We start from the raw sequence: 15,046 nt of genomic DNA on the forward strand, positions 1-15,046 counted from the left end.
GGTCCACTATAGCAAAGTGATGTGAAAGCTCCTTGTGCGAAGCCGCGCGGTAACCGATGTGACAAAATGGTAAGCATGGAAAAGAAGAACGCATCACAACGCACCAGCAAGCGCCCCGCGGCAAGCGCGAAGGGCGACAAGCCGAAGCCGAAGCGCGCGAAGGCGGCGTCGGGCGGCGGCAAGCACGCGAAGCCCCAGCCTGCGAAGGGCAAGGTGCCGAAGGCGGGCGCGGGCAAGTCCGGCGCGAAGGCCGCGAAGTCGGGGCCTGCCAAGGCTCAAGCCCAGGCGAAGGCGCCGGGCTGCAAGCTCTGCGCGGTGTTCGGGCGCTGCGGCGGCTGCAGCCTGCTCGACATGCCCTACCGCGCGCAGCTCATCGAGAAGCAGCAGCTCGTGATCGACCTGTTCGCGCCGCTCGCTGACCTCACGGCGCTGCGCCCCATCCTCGGCATGGACGACCCCTTCCACTACCGCAACAAGGTGGTGTCGCCCTACGCGCCGGGCCGCAAGGCCGCCGCGCCGCCGCGCCGCGGCAAGCCGGCCGCGCGCCCGCAGGCGCATCGCGAGATCCTCACCGGCATGTACGCCAAGGGCACCCACCAGCTCATCCCCGCCGACACCTGCGCGCTCGAGAACGAGACGGCCAAGGCGATCACGCTCGTGGTGCGCGACCTCATGCGCCGCTGGGACATCGCTCCCTACGACGAGGACACGGGAGAGGGCTTCATGCGCCACTGCGTGGTGCGCGTGGGGCACTCGAGCGGCGAGGTGCTCGTGACGCTCGTGACCAACGACGACGAGTTCCCCTCGTCGAAGTCGTTCTGCCGCGAGCTCGTGCGCCGTGCGCCGGCCGTCACCACTGTGGTGCAGAACGTGAACACGCGCCAGACCAACGTGATCCTCGGCGAGAAGGAGCGGGTGCTCTTCGGCTCCGGGTTCATCCTCGACGAGCTCTGCGGCCTGAGCTTCCGCATCTCGTCGCACTCGTTCTACCAGGTGAACGCCGCGCAGACCGAGGTGCTCTACCGCGAGGCCGTGGCGCTGGCCGACCTGCGCGGCAGCGAGACGGTGATCGACGCCTACTGCGGCACGGGCACCATCGGGCTCGTGGCGGCGCGCGCCGGCGCCGGGCGCGTGATCGGCGTGGACAACGTGGAGTCGGCCATCCGCGACGCGCAGCAGAACGCGCGGCACAACCGCATCGACAACGCCGAGTTCATGGCGCTCGACGCGAGCGCGTTCATGGCCGCGCTGGCCGTGAAGCGCGCCGGGGACGAGCGCGAAGGCGACGCGGCTTCCGCGGGCAGCTTCGGCGCGGCCCCGGCGGACGCTCCCGCGGACGCCCCCGTAGCCGGCGTTCCCGCGAGCGCTCCCGCCGCGGACGCCCCCGCCGACGACCTCGTCGTCATGATGGACCCGCCGCGCGCGGGCTCCACCGAGCGCTTCCTGGACGCGGCCGTGCGCCTGGCGCCCTCGCGCATCGTGTACATCTCGTGCAACCCCGCCTCGCAGGCGCGTGACGTGGCGTACCTCGTGGAGCGCGGCTACCGCGTGGAGGTGGTGCGGCCGGTCGACATGTTCCCGCACACCGACCACGTGGAGTGCATCTGCAAGCTGGTGCGTGCAAAGGGTTGAAGCGTTGAGGGGCTCGGTTCCCAAGTCGCAAGGGGTCACGGTGGACCCATGAACGAACCTGTGGACGAGCCCATGGAAGGAACTTCGGAGTTTTGATCATGGCTGAAGGAAAAGCAAGCGAAACCATCGCGGCGCGCGTGATCGAGCAGGCGCGGCGCACCATGGCCGACCACGCGTTGGCCGGCCCCGACACGGCGGCCCTGCTCATGGTGTCGGGCGGGTCGGACTCCACGGCGCTCGCCTACGTCGCGTCCGAGCTGCGCGCGCAGGGCGCCCTCGGCGCGCTCGCCATGCTGCACGTGAACCACAAGCTGCGCGGCGACGACGCCGATGACGACGCGCGCTTTGTGGCCGAGCTCGCCCACGTTCTCGACATCCCGCTGTTCCAGTGCGAGATCGACATCGCCGCCGAGGCCGCGCGCACGCACGAGAACGTAGAGGCCGTGGCGCGCCGCGAGCGCTACCTGGCCGCGAACGAGGCGCTGCGCTCGATGTGCCAGCACGAGGCGTACCCGCTGGCTGACGGGCGCATCTTCACAGCGCACACCGCCGACGACCGCATCGAGAGCTTCTACATGCGCTCCATCGTGGGCACGGGCCCCGGGGGCTTCCGCTCCATGCGCTACCGAAACGGCCCGGTGGTGCGCCCCGTGCTCGACCTCACGCGCGACGAGCTGCGCTCCTACCTGCACGAACGCGAGCGCGCGGGGCAGCGCGTGGTGTGCGACGCGGCCGGCGAGCTCTGGCGCGAGGACGCCACCAACGCCCACACCGACCGCTTCCGCGCCTTCGTGCGCCACAACATCGTCGCGCGCGCGAAGAAGTGGGACGAGCACATGCCCGCCACGCTCACGCGGTCGATGAACCTCATCGCCGACGAGGACGACATGCTCGAGGAGATGGCCGCGCGCCTGGTCGAGGAGCAGGTATCGTGGGCGGCTCAGGACGAGGAGTGGGGGATCGACCTCACGGAGGGCTTCGTGCTGCAGCCCGGCTTCGGCGCCTCCCCGCGCCCGCTGCAGCGCCGCGCCGTGCGCCAGCTGCTGCTGCGCATGCTGGGGGCCGAGGCGCGCATCGAGGCGGCGTCGGTCGAGGCGGTGCTCGACGGCTTCGACGCGCAGACGGGCGCGCCAGCCAGCGGGTACGTGGCCAACATCCAGAGCGACCTGGCGGTGAGCGCCAACAAGCAGGGCGTGCGCGTGGAGCCCATGGCGTACTTCCGCGCGCGGCGGAAGAAGAAGGACGCGAAGGCGCCTTCGAACGGCAAGCAGAGCAACTAGACGAGCGATCGTGAGGAACGAGGCATGCAGGACAACCAGATGACCGACCAGATGACCGACCAGCCGGGCGAGCAGGCCGCCGACCAGCCGGGCGAGCAAGCGACAAGCCAAACAGCCAGCCAGGTGACCGACCAGGCAACCGACCAACCAGGCAGCCAGGCAGAAGGCGCCTCCGCCGCCGAGGGCGCGCCCGCGTTCGAGGTGATCCTCGCGAGCGGTAGCCCGCGGCGGCGCGAGCTGCTCGAGCAGGCGGGCGTTGCGTTCACGGTGCGCACGCCGGTGACGCCGGTGGACGAGTCGCTCGAGCCCGACCTGGCCGCGCAGCCCGAGGAGGCGTGCAAGAAGCTCGCCGAGCGCAAGGCCGGCGCCGTCATCCAGGAGGTGCTCGCGGAGGACTACACGGGCATGCTCATCGTGCTCGGCGCCGACACCATGGTGGTGAAGGACGGGCAGATCTTCGGCAAGCCGCGCTCGCTCTCCGACGGCAAGCACATGCTGCGCGCGCTGTCGGGCGCCACCCACGAGGTGATAACGGCGGTGTCGGTGTGGATGGTGGCGGCGCCCGAGGCCGAGAAGGTGTCGCTCGGGTTCCGCACGTTCGCCGACGTGAGCCGCGTGACCTTCCGCGACCTGACCGACGAGGAGATCGCCGACTACCTGCGCTGCGGCGAGTCGTTCGACAAGGCGGGCGCCTACGCCATCCAGGGCGCGGGCGCAGCGCTCGTGGAGCGCTACGAGGGCGCGCTCGACACCATCATCGGCCTGCCCGCCGCCCGCCTCGTGCGCGAGTTCCCCGACCTGCTCGCCGCCCGCTAGCCGCCCCTCCGCCTCTCGCGCGAGCTGCTCGCAGGCTGCCCGCTCCCGCGCCCCGCATCCCCCGCAGCCGCCCTCCCGCACGAGCTGCCCGCCGCCCGCAAGCCGCCCGCGCGGAGGGGTCGCGCCCCCGCTCCCTTCGCTTCCCGTATTCGGGTACCCCGGGGGCGCATGGTGCTTGCCTACATATTGAAGTTTGAGCAGGGTGCAGCCTGCCTTTTTCGTGGTATGATCGTGGGTAACGCAATAAAATGGGGAAGAAGCCCATCAAGCGGGGCAGCGCGCGCATGCAGCGCGCGCGGCGTCGCCGTGGGATTCGGCCGAGCGAAAGGAACTGGCAGGTGCGTGCTGGCTCGCAAACGAATCGTCAACGGGGAGGGGGACCCGCATGCTGAGCGTCGCTCCTCAGAACAAGAAGAAGACCGTGCTCGTGGTCGACGACTCGGTGTTCAACCGCGCGCTGCTCGCCGACATGATGGGCGACGAGTTCAACGTCATCGAGGCTGAGAACGGCAAGCAAGCCATCGCCGCCATCAGCAACCTGGGGCTGGGCATCTCGCTCGTGCTGCTCGACTACGTGATGCCCGAGATGGACGGCTTCGCGGTGCTGTCGGTCATGCAGAAGCGCGGCTGGATCAAGGACATCCCCGTGGTCATGGTGTCGACCGAGAGCGACCCGGCCTACATCGAGCGCGCCTACGAGCTCGGCGTCACCGACTTTCTGGCTCGCCCCTTCGACATGAACATCGTGCGCCACCGCGTGCGCAACACCATCATGCTCTACACCAAGCAGCGCATGCTGGCCGGCATGGTGGCCGACGAGATCAACGAGCGCGAGCGCGACGTCAACCTCATGGTGTCCATCCTGAGCCACATCGTGGAGTTCCGCAACGGCGAGAGCGGCATGCACGTGCAGCGCGTGCGCATCCTCACCGAGATCCTGCTCGCCCACATCGTGGCCAAGACCGACGCCTACCAGCTGTCCGCTGACGACATCTCGATGATCTCGATGGCCTCGAGCCTGCACGACATCGGCAAGATCGCCATCTCGGAGGACATCCTCAACAAGCCGGGCCGTTTGACGAAGGAAGAGTTCGAGATCATGAAGACGCACGCGGCCGTGGGCGCCGAGATGCTCGAGAACCTTCCCGCCGGCAAGGACGAGAAGCTCGTGAGGGCGGCCTACGAGATCTGCCGCTGGCATCACGAGCGCTACGACGGCCACGGCTACCCCGACGGCCTGAAAGGCGAGGACATCCCGCTGTCCTCCCAGGTGGTCGCGCTGGCCGACGTGTACGACGCGCTCACGAGCGCGCGCGTGTACAAGCCCGCCTACTCCCACGAGAAGGCCGTCGCCATGATCACGGGAGGCGAGTGCGGCGTGTTCAACCCGCTGCTCATGGAGTGCTTCAGCGAGAACGCCGACGACATCCACGACCAGCTGGAGAGCATCTCGCGTGACGGACAGGGCGGCTTCGGCTCGAACTACACGGCGAGCACGCTGGTCAACATGCGCAAGGACACCGTGACGAGCCACACCATAGACCTGCTCGACTACGAGCGCATGAAGTACAGCTTCTTCGCCGAGATGTCCAACGAGGTGCAGTTCGAGTTCACGCGCGACCCCGCCATGCTGGTGGTGTCTGACTACGGGCGCATCAACCTGGGGCTTCCCGAGGTCATGCCCAATCCGCTGGAGGACGGGGCGCTCCTCGACATGATCGGGGAGGAGGGCATGGACGAGGTGCGCCGCCGCATGACGGCCGCCGTGCCCGACGACCCGATCATCCACTTCGAGCTGTGCGGCGTGGTGCACGGCGAGACGCGCTGGTTCTCCGTGGTGGCGCGCACGCTGTGGTCGGACGACGACGCTCCCGTGCTCACGGGCGCGATCGGCAAGCTCGTCGACGTGCACGACCAGCGCTCGCTCATGCTCGATTTGCAGTTCAAGGCGTGGCATGACTCGCTCACCGCGCTGGCGAACCACGCGTATGCGCGCAAGCTGGCCATCGAGCGCATGTCGGCGTACCCCGACAGCAAGTTCGTCATGCTGATCGTGGACTTGGACCGCTTCAAGGAGGCCAACGACACCTACGGGCACGAGTTCGGCGACCACGTGCTGCGCTACTTCGCCGACCGGCTGCGCGCGAGCGTGCGCGAGGGCGATTTGGTGGCGCGCATCGGCGGCGACGAGTTCCTCGTGTTCATGCGCTGCGACCTCGAGACCGACCAGCGCCATCTGGCGGAGCGCATCCACCGGTTCATCCGCGGCGAGTACCGGGGCTTCCCGATCTCGTCGAGCATGGGCGTGTCCTGCTCGGTCGTCGTGGGCGACGACTACGACGAGATGTTCCGCTACGCCGACCGCGCGCTCTACCGCGTGAAGCACTCGGGCGGCGGCGCGGTCGCGCTCTGCACCGACGAGGTGGACCTCTCGCACGACCACACGAGCCTTTCCCCCATCGACGAGCTCGCCATCGAGAACCTCGAGAGGCGTGGGGGGGGGTCTACCCGATGAAGAACAAGAAAGACCTGGCGGCGCATACGACGCTGCCGACGAGACGCAAGGAGTAAGACCATGACCCTGGAATCATGCTATGCCATGATGGGCGGCGACCTGGAAGGGGTGCGCGGCCGTCTGCGCTCTGACGATCGCGTCGCGAAGTTCGTGGGCATGTTCCCGCACGACGATACGTTTGCCAGCCTCAAGAGCTCCTGGGAGGCCGGCAGCCTCCCCGAGGCGTTCCGCGCGGCCCACACGCTCAAGGGCGTGAGCCGCGACCTGGGCTTCACGCCGCTCTTCGAGGCGTCGGACACACTCGCGGACGTGCTGCGTCCCGCCAAGGACGGCGGAGCGGTTGACGTGGCGGCGGCCGAGCAGCTGATGGGGGACGTGGGGCGCGCCTACGAGCTCACGATCGAGGCGCTCGCGACCATCAACGCGTAAAACGAGCAGGTAAGCGCAAGGTGGCGCCCGGCTTTTCCTCGCGGGAGGCCGGGGGCGGGGCGCCATCGCGCACGAGAACTTCAGCAGGACGGAAGAAGAAGGTTTCTCATCATGAAAGGTGATGAAAAGAAGGAGCTCCGCTGGCGCGTCGGCATCGCGGCGGTCGCAGTGCTGTGCATCGTGGCGGTCGTCGGCGCGTTTCTGATGATAAACTACCAGCGCACGATCGCCCAGAACGAGATGTTCCTCGAGGCCAGCACGGACCAGGTGCTCAACCGCCTCGACAGCGAGTTCGAGTTCTCGCAGCAGAGCCTCTACCTGTCGCGCATCATCTTCGAGGAGGCCAACCCGCAAGGCGCCGAGGAGATCTGCAAGGAGCTGGCGTTTCTGGAGGCGAGCACGCCGTTCGAGCGCCTGGCTTTCGAGGGGACCGACCGCACCACGTACAACTCGCGCGGCAAGGTCGGCGAAGCGCCCCCGCGTACGACGCAGATCACCCAGGCGGGCGTCACCGCGCTTTTGGACGAGCGGATCGGCGAGGGGCTCAACATCGTGTTCTACGAGCCCGTCTACCACGGGGAGGAGTACCTCGGCATCCTGACGGGCGTGTGGAGCAACGACCTGCTCGAGGAGGCCATCTCGGCCACGTTCTTCAGCGAGTACACGTCCACCTACCTGTGCGACACCGACGGCACCGTCATCGCGTGCTCGAGCAACTTCGTGACGGTCACCTCCGACAAGCTCGACATCTCCTCGGTTGACAGCACCGACGGCACCACGGTCGGCGAGATGCAGGAGTCGTTGGCGCGCGGCGAGAGCGTGACGTTCTCCTACGAGTCGCCGCGCGGCCTCGGCCTCGCCTACATGGTGAAGCTCTCCGACCACGACTGGACGCTGGTGCGCACCTACCCCAGCAACATCAACAGCTCCTTCGTGGAGAGCACGAACTTCATGGGCATCGCGGTCGTCGTGGGAATCATCGTGGTGTTCTCCATCATCGTGGCGATCATCATAGCGCGCTCCTCGCGTGAGAACAAAGCCATCGCCTTCGAGAAGGACAAGTTCGTGCGCGTGGCTGATGCGTCATCCGAGCTGTTCAAGCGCTTCGCGATCCTCGACCTGGAAAACGGCAAGTACGAGTACATCAAGGGCGAGGACCTCGACGGGCGCCTGCCCATGCGCGGCGAGATCGAGGACTTCTCCAGCTACTGGATCAGCCAGGCCGTCTACGACGACGAGCAGGAGAAGGTGCGCGAGATGATCGACACCTCGGTCCTCCAGAGCAACTTCGACGACGGCGTGCGGATCCTGCGCTTCGAGTACCGCGTCAGCTTCCAGGGCGAGACGCGCTGGCTGCAGCCCTCCATGGTGTGCCTGCGCCGTACCCCCGACGGGCGCGCGGCCAGCCTGCTGTACGCCGTGCAGGACGTGACCGTGGTGAAGGAGGAGGAGGCACGCGCCCGCGAGGCGCTCGAGGACGCATGCCGCGTCGCTGACCAGGCGTCGCGTGCGAAGAGCGACTTCTTGGGCAGCATGAGCCACGACATCCGCACGCCGATGAACTCCATCATGGGCCTCACGGCCATCGCGACCATGCACATGGACGACCCCGAGCGCGTGAAGGACTGCCTGCAGAAGATCACCGTGTCGAGCCGGCATTTGCTCGGCCTCATCAACGAGGTGCTCGACATGGCGAGGATCGAGAGCGGCAACATCGGCCTGTCCGAGGACGACTTCGACCTGCCCGAGGCCGTGGAGAACCTGCTCACCATCATCCACCCGCAGGTGGCGGCCAAGCACCAGCACCTGAAGGTCGACATCTCCAGCGTCACGCACGAGCACGTGGTGGGCGACTTCATGCGCCTGCAGCAGGTGTTCGTGAACATCATGGGCAACTCGGTGAAGTTCACGCCCGAGGAGGGCACCATCGGGATGACCATCAAGGAGATCCCGTCGCGCATCAGCGGCTGCGCGCAGTACGAGTTCACGTTCACCGACACGGGCTGCGGCATGAGCGAGGAGTTCGTCCAGCGCGTGTTCGACCCCTTCGCGCGCGCCAACGACAACCGCGTCACCAACTCCGAGGGCACGGGCCTGGGCATGTCCATCGTGAAGAGCGTCGTGAGCCTGATGAACGGCACGATCGACGTGAAGAGCAAGCTGAACGAGGGCACCACGTTCATCGTGACGGTGCACCTGAAGCTGCGCGAGGTGGACGCCGAGGACACGACGGCGCTGGCCGACCTCAACGTGCTGGTGGCCGACAACGACGAGACGGCGTGCGAGGGCGCCTGCGAGCTCCTCGAGGAGATCGGCATGAACCCCGAGTACGTGCTGTCCGGCGACGCCGCCATCGCGCGCGTGAGGGAGGCGTACGACACGAGCGACGAGTTCACGGCGGTCATCCTCGACTGGAAGATGCCGGGCAAGAGCGGCATCGAGACGGCGCGCGAGATGCGCAAGTTCCTGCCTGACCACGTGCCGATCATCATCCTGTCGGCGTACGACTGGATGGCCGTGGAGCAGGAGGCCCGCATGGCCGGCATCGACGCGTTCGTGTCGAAGCCGCTGTTCAAGTCGCGCCTGATCCACGTGATGAACGACCTTCTGGGCGAGGGGCGGCACGAGGACGCGCGCGACCACACCGACCTTCTGCGCGAGGCTGACTTCTCCGACAAGCGCATCCTTCTGGTGGAGGACAACGAGATCGCGGCCTCCATCGGGCTCGACATCCTGTCGTTCACCGGCGCCGCGGGCGAGCGCGCCGAGAACGGCAAGGTGGCGATCGAGATGCTGCGGGACAACCCGCCGGGCTACTACGACCTGGTGCTCATGGACGGGCAGATGCCGATCATGAACGGCTACGACTGCGCCCACGCCATCCGCTCGATGGGCCTGTCCGGGCGTCCCGACCTCGCGGCGCTGCCCATCGTGGCGCTCACCGCCGACGCCTTCGCCGACGACGTGAAGCGCGCCCTGAACGCGGGCATGAACGCCCACATGACCAAGCCGCTCGAGATCGACACCCTCATGAAGGTCCTCACCGAGTTCCTAGGGTAAGGGAAGGGAGCATGAAAAAGGGGCAGGCGCGATAACGCGCCTGCCCTTTCGCTATTCTGAGGCGGCTTGTCTTACAGCCCCTCCACCTCGAATCGCTTCGCGAGGGCCTCCTGGTGGTGCCCGTACTGCAGGGCCACCTCCTTCGCCACCTTCCCCGACTTCACGAGCTCGAAGAGGCTCTGGTCCATGGTGCGCATGCCCTCGGCCCCGCCGGCGGCGATGGCGCTGTCGATCTGGTGCGTCTTCGCCTCGCGGATGAGGTTGCGGATGGCGGTGTTCGTCACCATGATCTCGAAGGCCGGCATCACGCCGCCGTCGATCGTGGGCACGAGCTGCTGGCTCACGATGGCGCGCAGCACCATGGACAGCTGGATGCGGATCTGGCGCTGCTGCGAGGCCGGGAACGCGTCGACGATGCGGTCGACCGTGCTCGCCGCGCCCGAGGTGTGCAGCGTCGAGAACAGCAGCTGCGCCATCTCGGCAGCGGTGACGGCCGTGCCGATGGTCTCCTGGTCGCGCATCTCGCCGAGCAGGATGACGTCGGGACTCTCGCGCATGGCCGAGCGCAGCGCCTCGCCGTACGTGGCCACGTCCGTGGGCACCTCGCGCTGCGTCACGATGCACGTGCCGTGGCGATGCACGTACTCGATGGGGTCCTCCATGGTGACGATGTGCCCCGTGCGCTCGTGGTTGAGCTTGTCGATGATGCATGCGAGCGTGGTGGACTTGCCCACGCCGGCCGGGCCCGTCACCAGCACGAGGCCCTTCTGGAACTGCGTCAGGCGCAGCACCTCGTCGGGGATGTGGAAGGCGGCGGGGTCGGGCAGGCCGAAGGGGATCACGCGGATCACCGCGCCGTACGACCCGCGCTGGCGGAAGATGTTCACGCGGAAGCGGCCGATGCCCGCGATGGCGAAGGAGAAGTCGTCGTCGTGGTTGTAGCTGCGCTCGAACTCGTCCATGCTGCGCCCGGAGACGGCGTAGATGCTGCGCACGATCTCCTTGGTGTCGGCAGGCATGAACGGGGCGATGTCGAGGCGGATCTGCCGGCCGCTCGCCTCGTAGGTCAGAGGCAGGCCGGCGATGATGAAGACGTCAGACGCGTTCACGTCCACCATGTCCTTGAGCAGCTGTTTCAGTTCCATGTTTTCTCCTATCGTGATTGAGCGGAGCCCGACCACAGCACCTCGCCAGAGCCGGCTTCATTCCATTGGGTAGTGGCACGCCACTGAGAGATCTCGTAGGTGGCGTCAGGGCGTATGGTGAGGACCACCGAGAGCGTGCGGCCGCTGTCGCAGGTGAACTCGACGAAGGCCTGGCTGCCCTGCAGGTAGGCGTCCTCGTAGCCGCTGATGACGTCCTGCACGGCGAGCAGGGCGGCGCTGGCGGTGTCGCCCTCGGCGCCCGCGCTTGCGCCTGCGCGCACGGCGGCGAGCGCCCCGTCGACCTCGGCGACGAAGCCCTGCGCGGCCTGCTCGTTGACGTAGGTGTCGGTGGTGAAGCGCGCCTGCTTCTCGGCGGCGCTATAGGCGGCCTGCGCCGTGGTCACGGCGAGCACGGCCATGACGGCCAGGCACAGCACGATCACCAGCGAGAACAGGCTCACCGGGCCGATGCGCACCGACCCGCCCTGCCCGGCGTGGGAGTTGCGGCTCATAGCTCCACCTCCTCGCGCTCACGCGCGCCGCCTGCGGCGAGCGCAGCTGCGTCGGCGGGGCTCGCGGTTCTGCCCGCGTCGTGCGCGGCCTCGTCTGCGGCGAGCGCGCCGCCTGCGAGGCTCGCGGTGCCCGTGAGGGTCGAGAACTCGTCCGCGACCGAGAAGCTCGAGAAGCTCACGGCCTGCGTGGCCCCGCTCGCCCGCGCAGCCACGGCCGCGTCCGAGACGTAGCGCGCCGTGTCGAGCGCATAGATCGCGTGCCCGTCGCGCGAGACGGTGATGTGCGCCTCGTAGAGCACGCCCGCCTCCTGCGCGTGCTGCTCGACGTCGCGCGTGAGCTGGAAGCCCTCGGCGATGCCCGCGCTCGCGCCCAGGCCTGCGCCCGTTGCGCCGCGGCTCTGCCCCGCGGGGTCGGCCGCGAACGCCTCGGCGTCGTTCGACGCGAGCGCCACGGCGTACGACAGGTCGTCGGCCGCCGCGCCGCGCTCGTAGGACGACACCATGAGCCCGGTGAGCACCGCCAGCGAGCCCATCATGAACACGAGCAAAAACAGCGCCTCCACCACGAACGCGCGCTCGTGGCGCGTCCGCTGCTCGACCGGGCGGGCGCGGCGGCGCATGCGCTCCATGTTGGCGGCCGTCGTGTCGTGCTGGTCGTATTGGTCGGACAGGACGTCAGGCATCTCAGGCACCTCCTCGCACGCTGCGCAGGGCGACGCACGCGGAGCCCTGGTCGGTGTAGATGGTCAGGAGCCCGTTTCGGTACTCGAAGTCGAAGCGGCTCGACTCGACCACTTCGCGCGCCCGCTCGGGCGTGAACGCCGAGCCCGCGCGCGTGTACTCCTCCATGACATGCCCCTCGTACCAGTACAGGCGCGTCTCGTAGGTGCCCGCCTCGAGGTGCTCGGTCAGCACGAGCGCCGGGCCCTCGGGTCCGGCGGCCACGCCCACGGCGTCGGTCACGTCGTTGGTGCGCACGGAGTTCGACAGCAATGACAGCCCCAGGCGCATCTCGTCGGCCTCGGTGCGCATGGCGTTCGCCGAGCGGTACGCGCTCATGCCGACCAGAAGCGCCACCAGCAGGAACAGCGTGATGACGGCGAACAGCAGCGTGGCGAACATCCGCCCGCCGCGCCCCTGCTCGCTCGTCCGCGCGCCCCGCGTCGTCTCGTACCCGGTCATTTCGCCAACACCACCACGTTGGGCATCACGTTGCCCGCGAACACGCTGTAGGTGATCACGTAGTCGCTGTGGTTCACCACCAGCCCGTAGTTGTCCTCGAGGTAGGTGAGCGAGGAGGGGTAGGACCCCTCGATCGCGCAGCACTGCTTCGCGCTGCTCAGGATGGCGTTGCGCACCGACACCTCGCCCTGCTCGCGCAGCGACGCGCTGATCTGGCCGTATGCGAACCATCCCGCCACCACGACGAGCACGGCCGCAACGAGCGCGCCCATGCGCCGCCGCGTTCGGCGCCTTGCCTGTTCTCGTGTAAGCTCGCGATGCATGGCGCTATCCTATCGAGCTCATGATGCCGATCAGCGGGAGCATCACGGCGATCAGCGTAGCGCCGATGCTCACGGTCAAAAACGCCGCCAGCGTCGGCTCCACGCTGTCGATCACGCTGTCGATGCGGGTGACGGCGTCGTCGAAGAACGTGTCGGACAAGCTCGAGAGCACGGTCTCCAAGCTGCCCGTGCGGGAGCCCACCATGAGCATGCGCGCGTACATGGGCTCGAGCACGCCGCTCTCGGAGATGGCCTGCGGGAGGCTCTTGCCCTGCGCGGGGTCAACCATGACGTCGCGCGCCCGCGCGAGCTCGTCGTGCAGCTCGGCGTGCTCGACCATGTCGACCGCGCGCTGCATGGCCGTGTCGGTGTCGATGCCGGCCGAGATGAACGTGGCCAGCGCCGCGGTGAAGCGCGCGATGGCGATCTGGCGCATGGGGTCGCGCGTGGCCGGCACCTTCTCGAGCAGGTGCACGAGCTTCTCGCGCCCGCCCGGCGTCGAGCCCACGGCCATGCCCACGAGCACGAGCACCGTGCACAAAAGCGTGACGGCGAGCGCCGCCCAGCCGATGATGATGGACACGTTCACGTAGGCGAACGAGCCGGCGGTCAGGTCGCCCGAGAGGCCCTCGTACACGTCGACGAACACGGGCAGGATCACCGCCGCGGCGAACAGCAGGATCACTGACATCACGCAGAGGAGCGCAGCCGGGTACGCGATGGCGCTGCGCGTCTTGGCGTAGAGGCGGTCTTCCTCGTCGTAGTGCTTCGCCAAGCTCCACAGCACGCTCTCGAGGCGGCCCGAGCTCTCGCCCGCGGCCACCATGTTCACCAGATGGGCGGGGAACGCGCCGCTGAGCTCGAGCGCCTTCGCGAGCGGCCTCCCCTCGACGAGCGCTGCGTACACGTCGCCGCATGCGGCCTTGAAGCCTCCGGCGTCCTCCTGGGCGCCCTTGCGCGCGCCGGCGCCCTGCTGCTCCTCGCCGAGCAGGTACAGCGCCTCGTCCGTCTGGATGCCGGCGGAGTACATGATGGCCAGGCTCTCGCAGAAGGCGGAAAGCGCGCCGCTTTCGAGCATCTTTGTTGCCATGTCCGTGTTCGCTCCTTGTCTTTCTGTCTCTCTGTGTCTCAATCTCGGTGTCTCTGAGCTGCTGTTTGCCTGGTCGCGCGATGTCAGTAGACGTATCGGTCGGTGTACGAGCTGCCGTCGCCCACGAAGTCTGCCGACCCGCCGGCGGCGAACGTCAAGTCGACGCGCGTCCAGGTGTTCTCGCTCACGGTGAAGCTCGCGGCAACCCAGCTCCCGTCGATGTACACCATGTTCCAGGCATGGTAGATTCCGTCGGGAGCCACGTCGCCGGTGACTATCTTGCAGGGGATGCCGACGCTGCGCAGCATGGCCGCCGTGAGCGACGCGTAGTCGAAGCAGATGCCGCTCTTCGAGGCGATGGTGGCGTCGGGGTCGGGCACGTAGCCGGTGGCGTCGACGAGGGAGGCGGCCTTCTGCTCGTCGTACGTCACGTTGGCGCACACCCACTCGCATATGGCCCGCAGCGCGTCGCCTTCGTTCTGCGCGCCCGCGACGAGCTGGCTGGCGAGGCGCGTGCTCTCGCTCGCCTCGTCGAAGTCGCAGAAGCGGTTGGGCCGGAGGAAGGGCTGGAACTCGTCGGCGAGCTGCACGGTGGCCGGCACCTGGTCGGACAGCGCCGCGTAGCGCGTGCCCGAGGTGTTCTCCCACACGCAGAAGGTGTAGCTGCCGTCGCCCATGTTCAGCGGGCACGCGATGGGGGTGCCGTCGCCGGGGAGGTCGTAGTAGTAGCTGACGCCGCCCTGCGCCACCTCGAACTTCAGGCGCGCCGACGAGGTGGCCGAGACGGCCACGTAGCCCTCGCTCGTGTGCGAGGTGTCGATGAGCGCGCCGTTGCTGTTCACGGCAGCGGCGGCGTCGAAGGGGGCCAGCGCGGGCGCGGCCTGCTCGAAGGCGGCTCCCGAGGTCGTGCCGCCCGTGGCCGCGTTCGAGCTCGCGCCCTGCGCGTTCCCGCCGCACGCCGCGAGGGACAGCGCCGCCGCCAGCGCGAGGGCCGCCGCGAGCAGCGCGCGGGCGGCGCGCGGGATGCCGCGGTGCGCCGGGCGCGCGGAGCGCGCGGCGGTG

At 68.2% G+C, this 15,046-nt stretch carries 13 protein-coding genes; 6 read left to right on the top strand and 7 right to left on the bottom strand.

Annotation, left to right across the window (positions count from 1 at the left end):
• The first annotated feature begins 75 nt into the window (after positions 1-75).
• The 6 genes from rlmD (at position 76) to G7Y50_RS07005 (ending at position 9,732) form a co-directional block, all read left to right on the top strand.
• Positions 76-1,632, top strand: coding sequence for a 23S rRNA (uracil(1939)-C(5))-methyltransferase RlmD (gene rlmD, locus G7Y50_RS06980; protein WP_165053648.1), 1,557 nt, complete (start codon positions 76-78; stop codon positions 1,630-1,632).
• A 98-nt stretch (positions 1,633-1,730) separates the two neighbouring features.
• Positions 1,731-2,912, top strand: coding sequence for a tRNA lysidine(34) synthetase TilS (gene tilS / locus G7Y50_RS06985; protein ID WP_165053644.1), 1,182 nt, complete (start codon positions 1,731-1,733; stop codon positions 2,910-2,912).
• 24 nt (positions 2,913-2,936) lie between these two features.
• Positions 2,937-3,728 (top strand): Maf family nucleotide pyrophosphatase, encoded by a 792-nt coding sequence (locus G7Y50_RS06990; protein ID WP_241156474.1) that lies wholly within the window; start codon positions 2,937-2,939, stop codon positions 3,726-3,728.
• 385 nt (positions 3,729-4,113) lie between these two features.
• Positions 4,114-6,243, top strand: a complete 2,130-nt coding sequence (locus tag G7Y50_RS06995) for a diguanylate cyclase (RefSeq protein WP_165053641.1) — start codon at positions 4,114-4,116, stop codon at positions 6,241-6,243.
• A gap of 60 nt (positions 6,244-6,303) precedes the next feature.
• A complete protein-coding gene (locus G7Y50_RS07000; protein ID WP_165053638.1) occupies positions 6,304-6,672 on the top strand; it encodes an Hpt domain-containing protein in 369 nt (122 codons plus the stop codon).
• A 111-nt stretch (positions 6,673-6,783) separates the two neighbouring features.
• Entirely contained in the window at positions 6,784-9,732 is a 2,949-nt protein-coding gene (locus tag G7Y50_RS07005; protein WP_165053635.1) for a hybrid sensor histidine kinase/response regulator, read from the top strand.
• Between the two features lie 71 nt (positions 9,733-9,803).
• On the opposite strand, the gene G7Y50_RS07010 is transcribed toward G7Y50_RS07005, so the two are convergent.
• The 7 genes from G7Y50_RS07010 to G7Y50_RS07040 form a co-directional block, all read right to left on the bottom strand.
• Positions 9,804-10,877, bottom strand: coding sequence for a type IV pilus twitching motility protein PilT (locus G7Y50_RS07010; RefSeq protein WP_165053632.1), 1,074 nt, complete (start codon positions 10,875-10,877; stop codon positions 9,804-9,806).
• An 8-nt stretch (positions 10,878-10,885) separates the two neighbouring features.
• On the bottom strand, positions 10,886-11,389 hold the full coding sequence (locus G7Y50_RS07015) for a S4A5 electrogenic sodium bicarbonate cotransporter 4 (RefSeq protein ID WP_165053628.1): 504 nt from the start codon (positions 11,387-11,389) through the stop codon (positions 10,886-10,888).
• Positions 11,386-12,072: a hypothetical protein gene (locus G7Y50_RS07020; RefSeq protein WP_165053625.1), complete on the bottom strand. Its 687-nt coding sequence runs from the start codon at positions 12,070-12,072 to the stop codon at positions 11,386-11,388. Before G7Y50_RS07020 ends, G7Y50_RS07015 begins: the two co-directional genes overlap by 4 nt.
• A 1-nt stretch (position 12,073) precedes the next feature.
• Positions 12,074-12,571, bottom strand: coding sequence for a DUF4860 domain-containing protein (locus G7Y50_RS07025; RefSeq protein ID WP_165053622.1), 498 nt, complete (start codon positions 12,569-12,571; stop codon positions 12,074-12,076).
• Complete coding sequence (locus G7Y50_RS07030) at positions 12,568-12,843, bottom strand: hypothetical protein (RefSeq protein ID WP_241156473.1); 276 nt, start codon at positions 12,841-12,843, stop codon at positions 12,568-12,570. Before G7Y50_RS07030 ends, G7Y50_RS07025 begins: the two co-directional genes overlap by 4 nt.
• 55 nt (positions 12,844-12,898) lie before the next feature.
• On the bottom strand, positions 12,899-13,984 hold the full coding sequence (locus G7Y50_RS07035; RefSeq protein WP_165053616.1) for a type II secretion system F family protein: 1,086 nt from the start codon (positions 13,982-13,984) through the stop codon (positions 12,899-12,901).
• A gap of 83 nt (positions 13,985-14,067) precedes the next feature.
• On the bottom strand, positions 14,068-15,046 hold a 979-nt coding region (locus G7Y50_RS07040; RefSeq protein ID WP_165057004.1), incomplete at its 5' end, for a transglutaminase-like domain-containing protein.

This window comes from Adlercreutzia sp. ZJ176 (assembly GCF_011038975.1).
Taxonomy (GTDB): Bacteria; Actinomycetota; Coriobacteriia; order Coriobacteriales; family Eggerthellaceae; genus CAAEEV01.